Raw genomic sequence first — 21157 nt, 5'->3', positions numbered from 1 at the left:
CTATTCATTCTTAAGTTGACAAATGTTAATTTCGCCCGCTTAAAATTTTTGGTATTTTAGCCAAATGATTAAAGTGGTAATTATTGGTGCCGGAAACGTTGCTTCTCACTTATACCGTAGCTTTTCTGAAGCTCAGGGACTGGAGATCATACAGGTTTTTAATCGCAATATTGACCACCTTAATTTTGTACATGATTCTGAAATATGTATTTCAGATCCTTCGAAGTTAAAAGAGGCTCACCTGTATCTCATTGCGATCAAAGACGAAGCTATTACTGCCCTTGCTCAAGAGCTGAATATAAAAACCGGCCTGGTGACTCATACCTCCGGAAGCGTATCCATGGATGCTTTGATGAAGTTTGAGAATTATGGTGTTTTCTACCCTATACAGACCTTTTCTAAGAACATGCCGGTAGATTTCTCTGAGGTACCATTATGCCTTGAAGCAAATACTTCTGAAAATCTAAATTTTCTCAAAGAAGTTGCCGCCAAAGTAAGCAACAAAGTATTTGAAGTAAATTCTGAACAGCGCCGGGCGCTGCATTTATCGGCAGTTTTTGTGAATAATTTTAGCAATCACCTCTTTACCCTGGCTCAGGAATATTGCCAGCAAAATGAATTACCATTCGGGATTCTAAGACCTCTAATCAAGGAAACTGTTTCTAAAATTGAAATTTTAGAACCCTATTCCGCACAAACCGGTCCGGCAATGAGAAATGACCAGGAAACTATAAACGCGCACCTGGCGATGCTGGATGAAGACAAACAAAAGATCTATAAAATTTTAACCGAATCTATACAGAAGCTATATGGAAAAAAGCTATAAAGAACACCTCAACCAGATCAATACTTTCGTTTTTGACGTAGATGGAGTTCTAACCAATGGAGATATTCAGATCTCTACTAAAGGAGAACTTTTAAGAACAATGAACACCAAAGACGGGTATGCCATGAAAATGGCGCACAATGCCGGCTATACGGTTTGCATTATAAGCGGAGGTAAAAATGAAGGCGTAAGGGCACGCCTGCGTGATCTGGGGATTACAGATATTTACCTGGGAGTGCACGACAAGGTGGAGCAAATGGATGAATTTTTTGATATCTATAATATCAAAGCAGAACAGGTTCTTTATATGGGAGATGACATCCCCGATTATTATCCTATGAAACTCGTGGGATTACCATGCTGCCCTCAGGATGCTGTTCCAGAAGTAAAAGAAGTTTCTCTTTATGTGTCGCATAAAAAAGGCGGTGAGGGCTGCGTGCGGGATGTAATAGAGCAGGTAATGAAAGTTCAGGGCAAATGGATGGAGAAAAAATCCTGATCGATGATTAGCTATCTAAAATTGATAAGAGCTGGTAACCTCCTTTTTATCGCTCTTACGATGTTTCTTATTAAATATGGCCTGTTCGAACCTTTCGGGGTTGCAATTACCCTAAATCTTTTTGGATTTTCGTTGCTTGTTCTGGCAGTAGTTATGGTGGCCGCAGGCGGTTACGTTATAAATGATATATATGATGTGCCGGCTGACCTTGCCAACAAACCGGAGCGTACTTATATTAATAAGAATATTTCAGAAAAATCTGCCTACCGTCTTTTCTTTATTCTGAATATTATTGGGGTTGGTCTGGGATTCTATCTTTCAAATATGATAGGCAGGCCAGGTTTTTCGGCCTTTTTTATTTTTGGATCTGCCATCCTGTATCTTTATAACTCCCAGTTTCAACAAACTATTTTAGTAGGAAATATTCTGGTGAGTCTTATCGTAGGGTTAATTCCGGTTGGCGTAGGACTATATGATTTACTTCCGGCCATTACCCCTGAAAATCAACAAACCCAGTCTACCATATTTTCAATTTTACTCGATTATTCCATATTCGCTTTTCTCATAAATTTACTACGCGAGATCGTAAAAGACCAGCAGGATATCGATGGTGATTATAATGCCGGTTACCGGACTCTGCCTATAGAATTTGGAAAAAAAAGGGTTAATAAGATCCTTTTTGTGGCTGGTTTGATCCCGCTTGCATTCTTGATTTATTATATTTATCAATACCTGTTTGAAAATATCAGTGCGGTAATATATACCCTGTTATTCCTGGTCGCCCCTCTGTTATTTTTCCTGATCAATATTTTAAGCGCAGAGAAAAAAAATGAATATGCCCGGCTAAGTGCGGTATTAAAAGCTATTTTATTTTTCGGGTTTATCTCCATAGGTCTCTTACAATTCATTTTACTTTAAATCATGCTGAAAGACATTTTAAAAGATTATGAAATAATTCTTGCATCCGGATCTCCCAGAAGGCAACGATTTTTTGAGGATTTAAATATACCTGTAACCAGGGATGTACGACCTGTACATGAAATTTTCCCAGAACATCTCAAAAGAGAAGAGATCACGAATTATCTTTCTGTATTAAAAGCCGAAGCTTTTGATGACCTGAAAGAGAATCAAATTCTTATTACCAGTGATACCATAGTTTATAATGACGGTGTGGCCCTTGGGAAACCTGCAGACCACCAGGAAGCTGTGAATATGATCAAGGCCTTATCTGGCAAGGATCATGAAGTGATCACTTCGGTTTGTTTTACCACTGCTAAAACCCAGAAAATATTAAACCATAATACCCGGGTATTTTTTAAAGAGCTTACAGTCGAGGAAATCGAGTATTATGTAACTAATTTTAAGCCATTTGATAAAGCCGGTGGTTATGCTATACAGGAATGGATAGGATTAATAGGGATCGAAAAGATCGAAGGCAGTTATTTTAATGTAGTAGGCTTACCTACGCACCTTGTTTATAAAACCATCAGAGAACTGGTACAGAATTGAAATTTGTAACTTTAGTAAAAAATTATGTCTCGCTTCTTTTCATACATAGCTACAGTTCTTGTTTGTCTATCCTGCTCAGATTCTAAGAAGCCGAATAGCCCTATCGAGCTGAAAGAAGATTTTAAAGATTACTGGTTTGCCGGCGAAGCAGAAATCACCTCTTACGACCTTGAGCAGGCCAGGTACGGTGAAATTAGAGAAGGTGAGGCAGTTCTTATTTTCGTAACCGAAGATCTACTACCCGGGGAGCAGGTGAAGGCCAATTTGCAGGACAGTAAAAATATACCAGTTCTTAAATTAAATGCCACTAAAAATTTTCTCACCGGTATCTATCCTTATAGCATCATGCAAAGTACTTTCTACCCTTTAGACGGCCAGAAACACGCTTTAAAGATTGCCGCATCTATCCAGGAATGGTGCGGTCAGGTTTATATGCAGCTTAATAACAGGGAAAAATACAATATTGAAAGTCATTCCTATTTTCAGGGTGAGGCAGACCAGGAATTCAAATTGAAAAAAGTGGCACTGGAAAATGAAATCTGGAATCAACTCAGGATTGATCCTGACCTCGTACCTACCGGAGATTTTGAAATGATACCATCTTTCGAATATCTTAGATTAAGCCACGAGGAAACTAAACCGTATAAGGCTTTCGGTGAATTCTTTACCGCAAATAATTTCAACATCTATACCTTGAATTATCCAGATTTACAAAGAGAGATCAAAATATACTTTAGCAAGGGTTTTCCGCATCATATTGAAAAATGGGAAGAATCCTATCCGTCTGGAACGGGTACGAATAAAGCAATTCTTACTACCAAAGCGGTCAAAAAAAAACGTATAAAAAGTGACTACTGGAATAAGAATTCGAATAATAATCTACCTTTACGCCAAAAACTGGATTTAAATTAATGTACGAAGTCCTCACCGCATATCGCTATGAATTATTGTATTCCCTGGGAGTTCTAATTCTATTACTGGTTATTCAATTTGTTCTGAAAAAAGCCGCTAATAAAGTTGGCAAAAGAAGTGAGATCAATATCACAAGAACGAGACTGATGTTTAAATACATAAACATTCTTATTCTATTGATAGCAGCATTCTTGCTGGCTTTCGCCTGGGGCGTAGGGCTTACAGACCTTTCACTAATCTTCTCATCTGTTTTTGCTGTGATTGGAGTTGCATTGTTTGCAATCTGGTCTATTCTAAGCAATATCACCTCGGGAATTATCATGTTCTTTTCTTTTCCTTATAAGATAGGTGATACTATAAGAATACACGACAAGGATCTTCCTATAGAAGCAGAGATCGAGGATATCAAGGCTTTCCATCTTCATTTGCGCACCCGGGATGGTGAACTTATTACTTACCCTAATAATCTTATTTTACAGAAAGCCGTTTCCCTCATTGAAACCCAAAGAAGAAATGACGAAGGCAAGGATGCTCTTTAAAATTTAAAAGAAGATCAAAATTATCTCCATAGAGGATTGAAAGTTTTTATATTTGGTAAAACCCTTGATCTAATGCGGAAATTATTTCTTGCTCTTTTTATACTTTGCTTTTCTTTAAGCCATGCCCAGGCCCCTGAAAAATGGAGCTCTGCCGAAATCTATAATCAGATCAAAAAACTGAACTTTCTGGGTTCAGTATTATATATCGCAGCTCATCCAGATGATGAAAATACCAGGTTGATCTCTTATTTCTCGAATGAAAAACATGCCCGTACGGCTTATTTATCACTAACAAGAGGTGATGGCGGTCAGAATCTCATTGGTCCCGAATTAAGAGAACAATTAGGTCTTATAAGAACCCAGGAACTGCTTGCAGCCAGAAAAATTGACGGAGGAGAACAATTCTTTACCCGGGCTAATGATTTTGGTTATTCCAAAACACCTTCAGAAACCCTGGAGATATGGAATAAAAAGGAAGTTTTAAGTGATGTGGTATGGATAATTCGAAAATTCAGACCAGATGTGATTATTAACCGTTTTGACCATCGCACCCCGGGAAGCACCCACGGGCACCACACTTCTTCTGCTATTCTAAGTGTGGAAGCTTTTGATCTCGCTGGTTCCATTACTGCATTCGATGAACAGCTGGAATATGTGAATACTTTCGAACCAAAACGCCTTTTCTTTAATACTTCTCCCTGGTTTTATGGCGGAAGCGAGGCCTTTAAGGCTGCAGACAAATCTAACTTTATAAGTTTTGATACCGGAAACTATTTTCCATTAAAAGGTCTTTCTAATACCGAAATCGCTTCGATAAGCAGAAGTCAGCATCGGTCCCAGGGCTTTGGAAGCACCGGTAGCCGCGGAACGCAAATAGAATACCTTGAACTATTAGAGGGAGATCTCCCTGCTGAAAATTCTGACGTATTTGAAGGGATAGACACCAGTTGGAACAGGCTCAAAGGCGGTAAGGAAATTGGAAACATACTGGCAGAAGTTGAAAATAACTTTGAATTTACCAACCCTTCCAAAAGTTTACCTCAACTTTTAGAAGCATATGAACTCATCCAAAAACTCGAAGATGCACACTGGAGAGAGATAAAGACAAGCCAAATTAAAAAGATCATATATGCAGCTTCCGGAATGTTTTTGGAGGCAGTTGCAGATAAACCCAGCGCGACGCCGTCAGAAGAACTAGGGGTTTCCCTGGAGGCGATCAACCGAAGTGATGCAAACATTTTACTTACCTCTGTAGAACTTACTCCAAATAATTCAGTTTTAAAACCTCAGGTTAACCTGCTGAATAATGCAGGCTGGGAAAGTAATTTGACCTTTAAAATACCTGAAACAGCAAATTATACAAATCCTTACTGGCTGGAGCAAGAAGGCAGCATGGGAATGTATGCGGTAAAAGATCAAAATTTAAAAGGACTTCCCGAAACGCCTTTAACCACGCGGGCTACTTTTCACTTAAACATTAATGGTACAGAGATTAGTTTTGAGAAGCCGGTAGTATATAAGTTCAATGATAATGTCTATGGTGAAACCTATAAAAATTTTGAAGTGGTCCCGCCGGTTGATATTAAATTTCAGGAAGATGTGCTTATTTTTAATAACCAGGATCCAAAAGAAATAATTATCCAGGTCACCGCAAAAACTGAAAATATTACCGGAGTACTTGACCTGAAAGCAGGACCGGGTTGGAAAATAGAACCGGTTAAAACAAATTTCTCTATAAGTCAGGCTGGTGGTTCTGAGAAATTGAAATTTAGAATAACACCTCCGGAAACACAAAATGAAACCAGGTTGCTACCAGAGGCGACTGTAAAGGGAAAAGTCTATAATCAAAACCTGATCGAGATCAATTATGATCATATCCCCGATTTGAATCTCATCAAAACTGCTTCCCTGAAATTGGTTAAACTCGATATTAAGAAAAAAGGAAATCATATCGCCTATATTGAAGGTGCCGGGGATATAGTTCCTGAAAGCCTTGAGCAAATAGGGTATAATGTTACTAAAATTGCCATTTCAGATATTTCGATGTCGAACCTAATGGATTTTGATGCGGTAGTTCTGGGAATCAGGGCTTATAACGTATTAGATGCATTAAAATATAAACAGGATATCCTACACGATTATGTAAAAAAAGGAGGAACGATGATCGTGCAATACAATACCAATCGCGGTCTGGTGGTGAACGATCTATCCCCGTATAAATTGAATCTTTCCAGAGACAGAGTAACCAACGAAAAATCTGAGATCCAGTTTTTAGCTCCAGACCATCCGGTTCTCAATTCTCCTAATAAAATATCCAGGGCAGATTTTGAAGGCTGGGTTCAGGAAAGGGGGCTGTATTTTCCCGGTAGCTGGGATGAGAATTTTACAGCGATATTAAGTATGCATGATTCCGGCGAAACCCCTAAACATGGAAGTTTACTTGTAGCCAAATATGGAGACGGGCATTACATTTACACCGGGCTAAGTTTTTTCAGACAATTCCCCGAAGCCGTTCCCGGAGCATTCAGACTTTTTGCAAATCTAATCTCAATAGGTAAATAATGGAAAAACCAGAAACCTATCATTGGAAAAAGAGTTATACCCTTGTACTTATCGCAAACGCAATTTATATCCTGGCGTTTTATTTAGTAATGAATTATTTCGCCTGATATGCAACTAATAGATTGGATTATCCTAACGGGAACCATAGCCTTTATTGTATGGTATGGAGTCTATAAATCCCGCGGAAGCAAGAACGTTGATGATTATATTGGCGGAGGGAAAAATGCCAGATGGTGGACCATCGGGTTGTCTGTGATGGCCACCCAGGCCAGCGCGATTACGTTTTTATCCACTCCCGGACAGGCCTTTCATGATGGGATGGGTTTTGTCCAGTTCTACTTTGGACTACCAATAGCAATGGTCATCATCTGTATGGTTTTTATTCCAATTTACCACAAATTAAAAGTTTATACTGCTTACGAATACCTGGAATCCAGGTTTGACCGGAAGACCAGAACCTTAACCGCCATCCTGTTTTTGGTGCAACGCGGTCTGGCGGCGGGAATAACCATATTTGCACCAGCCATAGTGCTTTCTGCGGTTTTAGGATGGAATCTTACCTACCTCACGGTTATTATTGGTGTTCTGGTAATTATTTATACTGTTTCGGGCGGAACAAAAGCGGTAAGCGTTACTCACAAACAGCAAATGGCAGTCATTTTTACGGGAATGGTGGTAGCCTTTTTTATTATTTTAAGTTATTTACCAGAGTCGGTAAGTTTCACTAATGCCCTGGAAATTGCCGGCACCAGCGGGAAAATGAATATTCTTGACTATTCGTTTGATCTCGAGAACAGGTACACCCTTTGGAGTGGATTAATTGGGGGGAGTTTTCTGGCGCTTTCTTATTTTGGTACAGATCAAAGCCAGGTTCAAAGATATCTCTCCGGAGGATCGGTAAGGGAAAGCCAGATGGGAATGATCTTTAACGGTTTACTGAAAGTACCTCTGCAATTCTTTATCCTACTGGTTGGGGTGATGGTTTTTGTATTTTACCAGTTCAACACTGCACCGCTAAATTTTAATCCTGCCGCTACCGAAACTGTTTTAAATTCTAATTATGCTGAACAGTATCGTGACCTAATGATGGAACACGAGGAGATCCAGGAAAAGAAACAAACCCTTAGCCTGACCTATGCAGAAAATAAATCTGGTCACGATCAATTACAACAATCAGAATATCAACAACGATATCTTGAACTTGAAAGACAACAGAACGAGGTTCGGGACGAAGCCAGGCTTTTTATAGACGCTTCAGATGTAGATGCCGAAAGCAATGATAAGGACTATGTTTTCATACACTTTATCCTTACTAATCTTCCAAGGGGTTTTATAGGTCTTTTACTGGCGGTTATCCTTTCAGCAGCCATGTCATCTACAGCCTCTGAGCTTAACGCCCTTGCTTCTACAACAGTTATAGACCTTTACAAAAGAAACCACAAACAGGAAAAAAGTGAAGAGCATTATGTTCTGGCTTCCAAATGGTTTACCCTCATGTGGGGATTAATTGCCATTGCTTTCGCGAGCCTGGCAGATCTTTTTGACAATTTAATTCAGCTGGTAAATATCATAGGAAGCTTATTTTACGGGAATGTCCTGGGAATTTTCCTGCTGGCGTTTTTCATTAGGTACATTAAAAGCAACTCAGTTTTTATCGCTGCGATCATTACCCAGGCAATCGTATTTCTTGTATTTGAACTGGAAATAATGCCTTATTTGTGGTTGAATGTACTTGGATGCCTACTCGTTATTTCTATAGCTTTCCTTATTCAGATCTTCACAATAGATAAGTCTAAACCCGAGGTAGTATGAAAAAGACCATAAACTGGGGAATTATCGGTTTAGGAAAGATCGCGAACAAGTTTGCTACAGACCTTGCCAAAGTGCCAGATGCCCAATTATATGCCGTTGCAAGTCGGGAACGGAAAAAAGCTCTGGACTTTGCTAAAAAGTTTGATGTACAGACCGCTTACGGTACTTACGAACAGCTAATGCAGGATGAATTAGTAGATGTAATCTATATTGCCACACCACATGTTTTTCACCATAAATTAACCCTGGATTGTTTAAAAAATGGTAAAGCTGTTCTATGCGAGAAACCGTTTGCCATGAATTTAGAAGAAGCAATACAGATGGTTGACCTGTCCAGAGAAAAGCATATTTTTTTGATGGAAGCTCTCTGGACCAGGTTTCTTCCACATTTCAAATTTGTTAGGAATAAGATCCAGTCAGGTGAACTTGGCAGCGTTCTTTCACTGAACGCAGACTTTGGATTTAAAGCAGAATTTGACAGAAATAAAAGATTATTCAATAAATCCCTGGGTGGTGGCAGTTTGCTTGATATAGGAATTTATCCTGTATTCCTGGCCTATGCAATTTTAGGTAAACCAGAAGAAATTTCAGCGACTGCAGAATTCAGCGAGACCGGAGTTGACTCTTCCTGTACAATGAATTTTATATACGAAAATGGAGTTATAGCTAATTTATTTTCCACCCTGCTGGAAAAGACCGGAACCACCGCCGAAATAGAATTAGAAAAAGGAAATATCATCCTAAACAGCAGATTTCACGAACCTACCTCAGTTACAGTAGTATCAAACGGGAAAAAAGAAACAATTACTTTTGATGTAAACTCCAATGGCTACAACTTTGAGACGGAACACGTAAATGAAATGCTGAAGGAAGGAAAAGCCGAAAGCGATTTATGGACCCTGGATAACACTCTCGATGTAGCAGAGCTTCTGGATAAAATAAAACGGGAAATTGGTTTAGAGTACCGCGAATGAAAAAGGTCTTCTAAAGATCAAATTTCATGCTGACATATTTCAGAATGAAAAAATAACTTCAGAAAACCTTTAGTCTCGATTTTAAAGAGAGATATTATTTACTTCCCTCCCATTCTTTGATAGATTCTTTATTCATTTTTACATAATCTGCATTATTAGCTTTTTCTGCTGAAGCCAATGATTTTTTCGCAGTTGCAATAGCCTGGTCTTTTTTACCCATGTCTGCCTCGATCAATGACTTCCTTCTCAAGATCCAGAATGCCTGGTCACCAGCCATTTCAGACGCCTTGCTAACCCATTCCAAAGCTTTGTCCATGTCTTTTCCCGCTTCATGGTAAAAAGTAGCTGCAGCAAAATAATCGTTTGCAGTTGGTCCATTCATAACTTTTTCGATACTGGCGCTGGCCTTTTGATCTGTAGGCACTTTGATATCCAGCATGGCAATCGTATTCTCCCAGATAAAATTTAAAGTGGCAGAATCATTTTTAAGATCATCTATAAGGATGGTAAAAGTTTCCATTTTCATTGGCATCTCCATAGTTTCAGCAGTTGCTTTCAAGGCCACCTTGCTTTCCTCCCAGTTTTGAGGTACACCCCAATTATCGGTAGAAGAGTAGAACATAACTTCCCAGGAATCCTTTCGAGGAATGGTATAAATAGAATAAGAACCTTTTTTAAGTTCCTTCCCGTTAATCATAACATCATCACTAAAGGTAATCATGGTATTGGCGTTGGCACCGGTTCTCCATACTTCTCCGTATGGAACCAGGTCCCCGAAAATGGTTCTTCCACGCATACCCGGCCTGGAATATTCAATACTTACATCTGTAAGACCAACCTTTTGTTCGATCTTCCCAAACGGACTGGCTTGCGGGGTTTCAATTTGTGCGCTTACCGAAATGGTAAAACATAGAATTACCGCAATAGATAATAGTTTTTTCATTGTTATAAGAGTTTAGTTTAGAGTAAATATAGGAATTAGGTCTTTTAAATATAGTATCAGATCAGGCTTTCCTTCCTTGTTTTTAATTTTTGTTTAACTATATAAATTTTATTTTAAACAAAACCTGTTATATTTTTACTTTAAATTGAAATAATGAAGATCTACACCCTGCATAGCGTTCAGAAATTGCCCATAACCCAGGAAGAAGCCTGGAACTTTTTATCAGATCCTGCAAACCTAAAAACTATAACACCTGATTATATGGGATTTGAAATAATCTCTGGGGCAGACCGGCCCATGTTCGCAGGCCAGATTATACAATACCTGGTGACTCCCATTGCCGGTATCAAAACTAAATGGGTTACCGAAATAACCCATGTGAAAGAAGGTGAATATTTCGTTGATGAGCAGCGTTATGGACCTTACTCTTTATGGCATCACAAACATTTTATCAAACCCATCCCTGGGGGAGTGGAAATGGAAGATATAATTGATTACAAATTACCAATGGGCATTTTGGGACAATTAGCACATCCCATATTAGTAAAACCTAAATTACAGGAGATCTTTGATTACCGTAAACAAAAATTAACAGAGTTATTTGGGGAGTATCAAAATACCCCGTTGCAAAATAATACCCTGAAACAGGATATTCTAAACTAAGAATCATGAAAAATATATTATTAATAGGAGGATCTACCGGAATAGGTTATCAGATTGCTGAGCTGATGAGTGAAAACAATAAGATTATCGTAGCCTCAAGAAATGCTGGTAATCTTGATACAGATAAAGTTACTCATCTGGAATTTGATGTTTTGAAAGATGATATCTCAGAACTGAACCTTCCCGAGCAAATCGACGGTCTTGTCTACTGTCCTGGGAGTATTGACCTGAAGCCTTTTAAGATGATCAAACCCGAAAATTTTGAAAAGGAAATGCAATTGAATTTTTTCGGATTAGTAAGATCTGTTCAGGGTGTTTTAGATAAGTTAAAAAATTCACAGCAGGCCAGTCTTGTGTTTTTTAGTACTGTAGCCGTAAAAGTGGGTATGCCTTTTCATACTAACGTAGCTGCAGCCAAAGGAGCTATTGAAGGTTTTGCCAAATCGCTTGCAGCAGAATATGCTCCAAATTTCCGGGTAAATGTAATTGCTCCATCTTTAACCGATACTCCGCTGGCACAAAAACTTTTATCAAACGATGATAAAAGAGAAAAAATGGATAAAAGACATCCTTTGAAAAGAGTGGGTGAAGCCAGGGATATTGCTAATCTTGCTGCTTTCCTTTTAAGTGAGAACAGCAGCTGGATCACCGGCCAGGTATTAGGAGTAGATGGTGGCCTGTCAACGATAAACAACAATTAATGAGTAAAGAAGTAAATATATTCTGGTTTAGAAGAGATCTGAGACTGGACGATAACGCCGGGTTCAGGGCAGCTTTGAGAGATGATTTGCCGGTATTACCGGTTTTTATTTTCGATAAGGAAATTTTGGATAAACTTCCGGAAGATGATGCAAGAGTAACCTTCATTTTTGAAACTCTACAGGAAATGCGGAATGAACTGCAGGAAACTAACGGCAGTTCTATTGCCATGTTTCACGGTAAGCCGAAAGAAGTATTCCAGGACCTGATTAAGAATTATAATATTTCCAAAGTTTTTACGAATCGGGATTATGAACCCTATGCCAAGGAACGGGATGAGGAAATAACTACACTTTTAGAAGATAATGATATTGAATTCTTAGATTTTAAGGATCAGGTAATTTTTGAAAGAAATGAAGTTGTTAAGCAGGATGGAGATCCTTACGTAGTTTATACCCCCTATAAAAATACATGGCGGGACAAATTTAAAAATACAGATCTGGATTTTCATTATACCACCAGGTATATGGATAACCTGATGCAGAATAGCAGGCTACCGAACCTTAGTTTAAGTGATATGGGCTTTAAAAAGTCTTCCCTGAAGGTTCCATCTTATAAGGTTACCCCAGGACTTATAAAGGATTATAAAGATAAACGAGATTATCCAGCCAAGGAAGGAACCTCAAGATTAGGTCCCCACCTAAGATTTGGAACTGTTAGTGTAAGACAGATGGTACGGGATGCCGATAAAGAAAGGAATAAGACATTTCTTGATGAATTGGTATGGCGAGAATTCTATATGCAAATCCTTGATCATTTTCCTGAAACAGTTACCGATTCATTCAAGAAAAAATACGATCGCATTGAGTGGAGGAACAATGAAGATGAGTTTGAATTATGGAAAAAAGGAAAGACCGGATATCCTTTAGTTGATGCCGGAATGCGACAGTTAAATGAATCTGGTTTTATGCATAACAGAATCAGGATGCTGGTGGGCTCCTTTCTATGTAAACACCTCCTAATAGACTGGCGATGGGGAGAAGCCTACTTCGCCGAAAAATTGCTGGACTATGAAATGTCTTCAAATGTAGGTAACTGGCAATGGATTGCCGGAAGTGGTGTGGATGCTGCACCCTATTTCAGGATCTTTAATCCTACCACCCAGATCGATAAATTCGACAAGAATAAGGAGTATATAAAAGAATGGGTGGATGAATATGATACCGATGAATACCCTGAAAAAATGGTAGATCACAAAGAAGCCCGGGAAAGAGCCCTGAAGACTTATAAGGAAGCTGTTAGTTCTAACTAAGCAGCTTTCTTGCCTTTTCCAGATCTTCGGGAGTGTCTATTCCTATACTTTTCACACTGGTTTCTACCATCTTTATTTTTTTACCATATTCGAGATACCGTATACACTCTATTTTTTCAGCTGCCTCCAGCGGCAACATAGGTAATTTATAAAAATCCATTAAAGCAGATTTTCTAAATGCATAGATTCCTATATGTTTGAAATAAGTGACATTTACTGAAGTATCCCTGGGGTAAGGAATAGGAAATCTCGAGAAATACAATGCAAAATCATCCTTCGCTGTGATCACTTTCACATTATTGGGATTAGTGATCTCATCACTGTCTTTCAAGGCTGTTTTCAATGAAGCAAGATCAATTTCTTCTGCCCCTTCCTGATTGAATACTTCGAGTAATTTCGCCAGACTATTTTTGTCTATAAATGGCTCATCGCCCTGAACATTTACCACAATATCCACATCCATATGCTCCACGGCCTCCGCGATCCTGTCGCTACCACATTCATGCTCTCTATTACTTCTAATTACCTGACCTCCCTCGTTCACAATCTCATCAAAAATTTTATTGCTATCGGTCACGACATACACTTCATCAAAGAGACCGGTTTCCACAGCAGCATTATAGGTACGGGCAATTACGGTCTTTCCATTAAGGTCTTGCATTAACTTTCCCGGAAACCTCGATGCTTCATAACGGGCAGGTATCATTGCGACAATCTTATAATTTTGTGGTCCTTTCATGATTTTTTAATAAAAATAATAATTAGCTGGAGGTGAAAAAATCATCTCCAAATCCAATGAGGTATAATTTGTCCTGGGCTCTGGTAACGGCAGTATAAAGCCATCTTAAATATTCCTTACCTACACCATTTGGCAGGTAAGGTTGTTCAATAAAAACATTTTTCCATTGTCCACCCTGAGATTTATGACAGGTAATGGCATATGAAAATTTTATCTGCAGGGCATTGAAATACTTATTGTTCTTAATATTCATGAACTGCTTATATTTTGAGCGTTCATCGGCATAATCTTTTTTGACCTCCTCGTATAACCTGTTGGATTCTTCATAGGTGAGAGAAGGTGTATTGCTGGTAAGAGTATCCAGCATAATAACAGTTTCAAATGGTCTCATTTTAGGATAATCTACCATTTGCACCTGTACTTCGGCAAACCTGAAACCATATAGTTCTTTGAACCCGAAGATCTCCAGGACTTTCACTATATCACCATTTGCAATGAAACCAGCTTCACTGGTAGGTTTTACCCAAAAGTAATTATTCTTAACCACCATCAAATAATCGCCCGCAGACAATTCCTCTTCCTGGAAAAGTATGCGCGATCTTATCTGCTGATTGTACAGGTTCGCTCTTTTATTGGACCTGACTATAATACTGGTATCTTCATATCCATTAATGCCATAGGAATCCTGGATAGCATCCATGATCTCGTACCCATCATTCAGACGAACCACATCGGCATTTTGTGTTAGTTCGAATTTAAAACTTTCATAAAATTCTTCCTGCAAACTTTCCCTAATAAGAGTGGCATTATGCAGGATATCACTGCCTTCACTCTGTCGTACCACTTCATCCAGCTCGATAAATGAAACTTCCTTATCATAATTCATTCTAAGCTTATCTTCTTCCAGGGCAGGGCTCAATTCCATTTTCACGGGTGGAAGCTGTGCGGTATCTCCAATAAGTATCAACTGGCAGTTATGTCCCTGGTATACGTACTGAATTAGATCATCCAAGAGGGAACCATTTTCAAATAATTTGGAATTTCCTCCATCATCAGAGATCATTGAGGCTTCATCTACGATAAATAAAGTGTTCTTATGTTTATTAGGCTGTAAAGTGAACTGAACCCCTCCTCCACTTGATTTCTTCGGGAAATATATTTTTTTATGAATGGTAAAAGCTTCTTTTTTGGAGTAATTGGAGATCACTTTTGCCGCTCTTCCGGTTGGTGCCAGCAAAACTCCTGACTTTCTGATCTTCCAAAGATTTTTTACCAGAGTACTGATTATGGTAGTTTTCCCGGTACCTGCAAAACCCCTTAATAAAAAGAGCCGGTCCTTTCCACCATTTACGACAAATTCCGAAAGCATTTGCAATGCTACATCCTGTTTGTGCGTTGCTGCAAATCCAAGGTCATCTAATAACAGTTTAAAAAAGGAATCCGGAGTGGGTTTTTCCATATAACGGGAGTAAGAGATCAAAGATAAGAATGGATTTTTATGACAGAAACTTTTGCGAATAAAAAAAAGTTGTAGATTTGCGTGTAACCAATAACCTTCAAATTAAAACATAAACTTTTAAAGCATGAGATTTGTAATTCAGATACTTCTTTGGTTGGTGATTATCTTCCTGGCATATCTTACTTTCAACGCGGTTTACGAACCGATACAGTTCAATAAAATAAAAGAGAAAAGATACGCTAAGGTTATCAAAAACCTTAAGGATATCAGATCTGCTGAATTAGCGCATAAAGAGGTAACTGGCAAATTTCAGGGAAACTGGGATAGCCTGGTTAAATTCCTGGATACTGCAGAATTCGCAATTACCCAGCGTCGTGATACTACCTTCCTTGATGAAGAATACAAAAAGACATATGGGGTAGATCAATATATAGAAAGTGTGGTAATCGATACTCTAGGTTTTGTACCTGTGAAAGATTCTTTATTTAAAGGAAACGAAGAGAGATACCGCACAATGATGAATATACCAATCGAGGGTGTAGATGGAACATTCGACCTTGAGGCTGGTACTATTCTAAAAGGTGAAAATAAAATCCCTGTTTTCGAAGTTAAAGTAGCGAAAGCCAGAATTCTTAACGATCAGGACAGAACACTGGTACTTCAGGAAAATGAAATCCAGTCTGTAGATGACGTTAACGGAAGATATATCAGCGTAGGTTCTATGAGCGAGGTCAATACCAGTGGTAACTGGCCAAAAGTTTACGGTGACAACGAATAATCAAAACGATTCTAATAAGAAACTGTCCATTCAGGTTAGCCTGGATGGACTTTCTTTTTGCATCCTAAACCAGGATTCAAAAAAGATCTGTTATCTTAAAAAGTTTGAATTCGAAAAGCAACTTGATCCTATCAAGGTGCTATCCCGCATCGAGTCTATTTATGAACAGGAGGAAGAACTAAGGCAACCTGTAGATGAAGTCATTCTTTTATTTAGTAACTCGCTTTTTACGCTTGTTCCCGAAGAACTTTTCGATGAGGAAAATGCCGCGGGCTATTTAAAATTCAATACGAGAATACTCAAAACAGATTTCATAGCTTCAGACAAGTTAGACCAGGGCATTGTAAACGTTTATATACCCTATACCAATATCATCAATTACTTTTTTGATAAGTACGGTGAATTTGAATATCGGCATGGCTTAAGTGTATTAATTGATTCATTACTAAATCATAAAGTAGAAAACGAAGAAAGTCCCAGGCTGTATGTTCATGTTCAAAAGAACAGTTATGAACTGCTTATTATTGAAAACGGGAAGCTGACTTTCGCCAATAGTTTTGAATATGAAACCAGAGAAGACTTTCTATACTATCTTCTTTTTACAGCTGAACAACTCAATCTTGATCCTAGAAAATTTGAGTTAATACTTTTAGGAGATATTAAGAAAGATTCAGAAGAATATAACATGTGCTGGGATTATATTAAGAATATTTCCTTTTTGGGCCCATTTCATCCATTTATCTTTGAAGCGCAAGCCCAACCAAAAGAAGAATTATCAGATTACCTTCTTATTAAATCTTTATAATGCGAATTATTTCAGGGACCCACAAAGGAAGAAGGATTACTGCTCCCTCTAAACTTCCGGTTAGACCAACTACAGATATGGCCAAGGAAGCATTGTTCAATATTTTGAATAATGACTATCATATCTCTACAGTTAAGGTATTAGACCTGTTCTCGGGAACCGGAAATATAGCTTATGAATTCGCCGCCAGAGGTGCAGTAGATATTACTGCAGTAGATGCGAACTACGATTGCGTGAAGTTTATAAAGAAAACATCTTCAGAATTAAATTTTACCATTACCACTATTAAAAGTGACGTCTTCAAATACCTGGAAAAGGCTCCCATAAAAGCCGATATTATTTTTGGTGATCCTCCGTACAATCTGGATAAAGCGGATTTTTCAAAAATTGTTTCATTGGTGTTTGAAAAAGAAATGTTACTGGAACAGGGACAACTGGTTCTTGAACATTCTAAACACACTGATCTTTCTGATCTCGAAAACTTTCGCGAAAGCCGGAAGTACGGAAGTTCTGTTTTCAGTTTCTTCGAATAAATTGTTATATTGAGTTATGACCACGATCAGAAAATTAGAATTAAGTTTTACATATCTTGAATTCTTCGAATCGGTTGTTATTTCTACCGTAAAAGAAGATATCATATTCGACCAGCATCATATAGCCGAGCTGAGAAAAATCTGCCGGGATAATTTTGACGGTAAGCCATTTGTATATATTACAAACAGAAAATATAATTATAATGTAAACCCTGTAGTTTACATTAATCTTATTCAAACCAATACCTTAAAAGGAATTGCTGTGGTCAGTGATAAACCGGAAAGGCTAAAGACTGCAAATTTTGAAAAAAACTTCTCTCCTGTTCCTTATGAATTATTCGATACTAAGGAGAAAGCTTTATCCTGGGCTAAAAATATTCTGGAAGAAGTGAAATAGAATGAATTTCTCATTCTTTAATATTACCCTGATATTTCTCTTATTTTCTAATCTGGATATGGCCGCACAGAATGATGTACTAATATGGAGCGATGAATTTGAAAATTCAGGGAAACCAGATCCAGAAAAGTGGAATTTTGAAATTGGTTATATCAGGAATCAGGAAGAGCAAATCTATACCGTTCGCAGGAAAAATGTAAAGGTTAGAGATGGAAAACTTGAGATCGTAGCCAGAAAAGAAAATTACCGGAACAAAAAATATAATCCGGCGATAAAGAATTACCGCTATAATACGCCTGCTTCTTCCTATACTTCAGGAAGCATACATACCAAAGATAAATTCGAATTTAAATACGGTCGCGTGGAAGTTCGTGCAAAATTACCTTCGGGCAATGGAGTCTGGCCGGCTATCTGGATGCTGGGTGCGAATTTTGATGATGTTGAATATCCCCTGGCCGGTGAAATTGATATCATGGAACATGTTGGGATTTCTCCTGAAGAAATTCATGCAACCGTTCATTTTCCGTCAGATAACAGCAGTGGTATTCAATCTGATGGTGGTAAAATTTCCGTAGAAAATGTTTCCAAAGATTATCATGTCTATGCGGTAAACTGGGACCGGGAAAAAATAGAATTTTCGGTAGATAATTTTATATATCATAGTTTCAACCTGGAACAGGCCGGTACTGAAAATAATCCTTTCAGGAAACCATTTTATCTTATCCTGAATCTGGCCCTGGGCGGTAACTGGCCCGGACCGGTAAATCCGGATATCTTACCTCAAAAATTCCTTATTGATTATGTCAGGGTTTATAAAACCAAGGAAGAATAAAAAAGCAGGCCTGTAAGCCGGATTCTGTAACCCGATAATTGATCGGGTTCCTTATCATTTATCTGAAATTAGCGTTACCACCAATTTTTAGCTGCCTACCCTCCGGCAACGAACGGGCGATCCTTAAATGCCGGTTTACATGGCATTGCACCGTATAGAGTTTACCTGATTTCACTACAGCTTAACCTGTACATTCTTTCTGTTGCACTTGTCCTGATCTCACGACCGGTGGGCGTTACCCACTATACTGCCCTGCGGTGTCCGGACTTTCCTCTCCGAAAAATGTCGGAGCGATAAGGCGGCCTGCTTTGAGGCAAATGTAAGTTAAATTATGTTGATTTCTTGCCGTATTTGTTCATAAATAAGCCTGTTCCTAACGGACTTTAGAGCTGTGATTTTTATATTTGTAGTTCAATATTTTTTGATGGAGCATTTTGTAGTATCGGCAAGAAAGTACAGGCCGCAAACCTTTAAAGATGTGGTGGGCCAGCAGGCCATCACCAATACCCTGGCAAATGCCATTAATAATAATCACCTGGCTCAGGCTTTATTGTTTACTGGACCCCGTGGTGTAGGTAAGACCACTTGTGCGCGTATTCTTGCTAAAATGATCAATCAAAAAGAAACACAGGATCCAGATGAGGATTTTGCTTTCAATATTTTTGAATTAGATGCTGCTTCTAATAATTCCGTAGATGATATCAGGAATCTTATTGACCAGGTAAGGATCCCTCCGCAAGTTGGTAATTACAAAGTTTATATCATAGATGAGGTGCACATGTTGTCCCAGTCGGCGTTTAATGCCTTTCTAAAGACACTTGAAGAACCACCTAAACATGCGATCTTTATACTCGCAACTACTGAAAAACATAAGATCATACCTACGATTCTTTCGAGATGCCAGATCTTCGATTTTAAAAGAATTACGGTAACAGATGCCAAGAACTACCTGGGTCATATCGCAAAACAGGAAGGTGTAGATGCCGAAGATGATGCTTTGCATATAATTGCTCAAAAAGCAGACGGGGCGATGAGGGATGCCCTTTCAATTTATGACCGTGTGGTAAGCTTTAGCGGTAATGATCTCACCAGGCAGGCCGTGACTGAAAACCTAAATGTTCTGGATTATGATACCTATATGCAGGTAACAGATCTAATACTGGATAATGACATCCCAAACCTACTGGTAAAGTATAATGATATCTTATCCAGCGGTTTCGATGGACACCATTTCATTGCCGGCCTTGCATCGCATTTCAGGAATTTGATGGTTTGTAAGGATCAGAGAACCATTACACTCCTGGAAGTAGGTGATCAAACAAAGGCTAAATATTTTGAGCAATCCCAGATAACCTCTCATACTTTTTTACTGGAAGCTATAGAACTGGCCAATTCCTGTGACCTTAAATATAAAACCAGTCATAACCAAAGACTTTTAGTGGAACTCTGCCTGATGCAATTGGCATCTATAGGTTTTGACGCCGAAAAAAAAAAGACTAACCATAAAATAATCCCTGCCTCTAATTTTGAGGTGGATGCCGTTCGTATTTCCAGGGAAAATAAAGAACTGGTTAGGGATAATGAACATAATACTTCCTCTCCGGCTGAAGAGGTAAGGCTTCCACAGGAAAAGGCAGCACCAGAATATTGTGCGAACGAAGAGGAAAAAAAATATTATTCCGAAGAAAGTCCGGCCGAAAGTACGGTCAAGCCTCAGCAGACTCAGCAAACAGAAGAACTAAACCAGAAAGAGGAAATTCAGCAACAGAAGGAAGAAGCTTCAAAAGAGCCTGATCCTAATCCATCTTTTCAGCAGGATCAGCAGAAGTCACGGGAAGATTCAACTGAGCTGGTAGCACCTAAAACTGAATCCGGTCAAAAAAGAATGCCGGAGATCACAAGAGAAAAAGTCTCTGGACTTTCCCTGAAGAGCATTGGTAAAAAACGGGAAATGGCTGAACAGCAAAAAGCTATGATGCCGGTAGAAAAGGTAATGGACGATAAGTTCACTGAGGAAACCCTGGTGCAGGAATGGAAGAATTATACTGAAAAATTAAAAAGAAAGGGTGAAAAAATCCTTGCTTCGATTTTTGAATCCCAGAGCCCTACCCTGCAAAATAATACTGAAATTCATCTCACCTTTCCAAATGAAACGATGAAGATTGACCTGGAAAGAGAAGAAAACAGGCTGATGACCTTTCTCAAGGCTAAGCTGAGAAACACACATATTAGCCTGAATATTCATGTAGATGAAGTGATTTCCAAAAAGTATGCCTTCACGCCACAGGAAAAATATGAGAAATTAAAGGAAAGCAATCCTTTATTAGATAAATTAAGAGCAACTTTTGATCTAGACGTATAATT

Annotated in this window: 21 protein-coding genes and 1 other RNA gene; 18 read left to right on the top strand and 4 right to left on the bottom strand. The window is 38.6% G+C overall.

The genetic code is table 11. From position 1 onward, the window contains the following. Window positions 1-64: 64 nt before the first annotated feature. The 9 genes from FGM01_RS00145 (at window position 65) to FGM01_RS00105 (ending at window position 9633) form a co-directional block, all read left to right on the top strand. Window positions 65-826: a Rossmann-like and DUF2520 domain-containing protein gene (locus FGM01_RS00145; protein ID WP_143409098.1), complete on the top strand. Its 762-nt coding sequence runs from the start codon at window positions 65-67 to the stop codon at window positions 824-826. Then, window positions 810-1325 (top strand): KdsC family phosphatase, encoded by a 516-nt coding sequence (locus FGM01_RS00140; RefSeq protein WP_143409097.1) that lies wholly within the window; start codon window positions 810-812, stop codon window positions 1323-1325. The genes FGM01_RS00145 and FGM01_RS00140 overlap by 17 nt, the downstream gene beginning before the upstream one ends. A gap of 3 nt (window positions 1326-1328) precedes the next feature. Next, on the top strand, window positions 1329-2243 hold the full coding sequence (locus FGM01_RS00135; protein ID WP_143409096.1) for a geranylgeranylglycerol-phosphate geranylgeranyltransferase: 915 nt from the start codon (window positions 1329-1331) through the stop codon (window positions 2241-2243). 3 nt (window positions 2244-2246) lie between these two features. Beyond that, window positions 2247-2834 carry a Maf family nucleotide pyrophosphatase gene (locus FGM01_RS00130; RefSeq protein WP_143409095.1) on the top strand — a complete coding sequence of 196 codons (588 nt, stop codon included), beginning with the start codon at window positions 2247-2249 and terminating at the stop codon, window positions 2832-2834. Window positions 2835-2858: 24 nt separating this feature from the next. Further along, window positions 2859-3746: a septum formation inhibitor Maf gene (locus FGM01_RS00125; RefSeq protein WP_143409094.1), complete on the top strand. Its 888-nt coding sequence runs from the start codon at window positions 2859-2861 to the stop codon at window positions 3744-3746. Further along, window positions 3746-4285, top strand: coding sequence for a mechanosensitive ion channel domain-containing protein (locus tag FGM01_RS00120; protein WP_143409093.1), 540 nt, complete (start codon window positions 3746-3748; stop codon window positions 4283-4285). Before FGM01_RS00125 ends, FGM01_RS00120 begins: the two co-directional genes overlap by 1 nt. 72 nt (window positions 4286-4357) lie before the next feature. Continuing rightward, a complete protein-coding gene (locus FGM01_RS00115) occupies window positions 4358-6847 on the top strand; it encodes a PIG-L family deacetylase (protein ID WP_143409092.1) in 2490 nt (829 codons plus the stop codon). 108 nt (window positions 6848-6955) lie between these two features. Then, window positions 6956-8659, top strand: coding sequence for a sodium:solute symporter family protein (locus tag FGM01_RS00110; RefSeq protein ID WP_143409091.1), 1704 nt, complete (start codon window positions 6956-6958; stop codon window positions 8657-8659). Further along, on the top strand, window positions 8656-9633 hold the full coding sequence (locus tag FGM01_RS00105) for a Gfo/Idh/MocA family protein (RefSeq protein ID WP_143409090.1): 978 nt from the start codon (window positions 8656-8658) through the stop codon (window positions 9631-9633). The genes FGM01_RS00110 and FGM01_RS00105 overlap by 4 nt, the downstream gene beginning before the upstream one ends. Before the next feature lie 94 nt (window positions 9634-9727). On the opposite strand, the gene FGM01_RS00100 is transcribed toward FGM01_RS00105, so the two are convergent. Next, window positions 9728-10576, bottom strand: coding sequence for a DUF2911 domain-containing protein (locus FGM01_RS00100; protein ID WP_143409089.1), 849 nt, complete (start codon window positions 10574-10576; stop codon window positions 9728-9730). Between the two features lie 153 nt (window positions 10577-10729). Here FGM01_RS00100 and FGM01_RS00095 point away from each other — a divergent pair, with 153 nt between their 5' ends. From FGM01_RS00095 to FGM01_RS00085, 3 genes are read left to right on the top strand one after another with little or no spacing between them, the layout of a single operon-like run. Continuing rightward, window positions 10730-11239 carry an SRPBCC family protein gene (locus FGM01_RS00095; RefSeq protein WP_143409088.1) on the top strand — a complete coding sequence of 170 codons (510 nt, stop codon included), beginning with the start codon at window positions 10730-10732 and terminating at the stop codon, window positions 11237-11239. A gap of 2 nt (window positions 11240-11241) precedes the next feature. After that, window positions 11242-11940, top strand: a complete 699-nt coding sequence (locus FGM01_RS00090; protein ID WP_143409087.1) for an SDR family NAD(P)-dependent oxidoreductase — start codon at window positions 11242-11244, stop codon at window positions 11938-11940. Further along, window positions 11940-13250: a cryptochrome/photolyase family protein gene (locus tag FGM01_RS00085; RefSeq protein ID WP_143409086.1), complete on the top strand. Its 1311-nt coding sequence runs from the start codon at window positions 11940-11942 to the stop codon at window positions 13248-13250. The genes FGM01_RS00090 and FGM01_RS00085 overlap by 1 nt, the downstream gene beginning before the upstream one ends. Here FGM01_RS00085 and kdsB read toward each other — a convergent pair. Next, on the bottom strand, window positions 13243-13989 hold the full coding sequence (gene kdsB, locus FGM01_RS00080) for a 3-deoxy-manno-octulosonate cytidylyltransferase (RefSeq protein ID WP_143409085.1): 747 nt from the start codon (window positions 13987-13989) through the stop codon (window positions 13243-13245). The two genes, FGM01_RS00085 and kdsB, sit on opposite strands and share 8 nt — an antisense overlap. A gap of 22 nt (window positions 13990-14011) precedes the next feature. Further along, on the bottom strand, window positions 14012-15448 hold the full coding sequence (locus FGM01_RS00075) for an ATP-dependent DNA helicase (RefSeq protein WP_143409084.1): 1437 nt from the start codon (window positions 15446-15448) through the stop codon (window positions 14012-14014). Between the two features lie 124 nt (window positions 15449-15572). Between FGM01_RS00075 and FGM01_RS00070 the strand changes: the two genes are divergently transcribed. The 5 genes from FGM01_RS00070 to FGM01_RS00050 are packed head-to-tail and all read left to right on the top strand — an operon-like array spanning window position 15573 to window position 18793. Further along, complete coding sequence (locus tag FGM01_RS00070) at window positions 15573-16226, top strand: hypothetical protein (RefSeq protein WP_143409083.1); 654 nt, start codon at window positions 15573-15575, stop codon at window positions 16224-16226. Continuing rightward, window positions 16213-17031, top strand: coding sequence for a DUF3822 family protein (locus tag FGM01_RS00065; protein ID WP_243735735.1), 819 nt, complete (start codon window positions 16213-16215; stop codon window positions 17029-17031). The genes FGM01_RS00070 and FGM01_RS00065 overlap by 14 nt, the downstream gene beginning before the upstream one ends. After that, window positions 17031-17564, top strand: a complete 534-nt coding sequence (locus tag FGM01_RS00060) for an RsmD family RNA methyltransferase (RefSeq protein WP_143409081.1) — start codon at window positions 17031-17033, stop codon at window positions 17562-17564. Before FGM01_RS00065 ends, FGM01_RS00060 begins: the two co-directional genes overlap by 1 nt. A gap of 16 nt (window positions 17565-17580) precedes the next feature. Next, window positions 17581-17961, top strand: coding sequence for a hypothetical protein (locus FGM01_RS00055; RefSeq protein WP_143409080.1), 381 nt, complete (start codon window positions 17581-17583; stop codon window positions 17959-17961). 1 nt (window position 17962) lies between these two features. Beyond that, on the top strand, window positions 17963-18793 hold the full coding sequence (locus FGM01_RS00050; RefSeq protein ID WP_143409079.1) for a glycoside hydrolase family 16 protein: 831 nt from the start codon (window positions 17963-17965) through the stop codon (window positions 18791-18793). Here the strand turns inward: FGM01_RS00050 and rnpB are convergent. Further along, an RNA gene (gene rnpB, locus FGM01_RS00045) (RNase P RNA component class A) lies at window positions 18791-19103 on the bottom strand. The two genes, FGM01_RS00050 and rnpB, sit on opposite strands and share 3 nt — an antisense overlap. Before the next feature lie 114 nt (window positions 19104-19217). Here rnpB and FGM01_RS00040 point away from each other — a divergent pair. Further along, on the top strand, window positions 19218-21155 hold the full coding sequence (locus FGM01_RS00040) for a DNA polymerase III subunit gamma/tau (RefSeq protein ID WP_143409078.1): 1938 nt from the start codon (window positions 19218-19220) through the stop codon (window positions 21153-21155). Window positions 21156-21157: the final 2 nt, after the last annotated feature.

Source organism: Christiangramia sabulilitoris (assembly GCF_007050985.1).
In the GTDB taxonomy this organism is placed as follows: domain Bacteria; phylum Bacteroidota; class Bacteroidia; order Flavobacteriales; family Flavobacteriaceae; genus Christiangramia; species Christiangramia sabulilitoris.
Note: the sequence above shows the minus strand (reverse complement) of the source record. Positions and strands in the feature narration are given on the sequence as shown.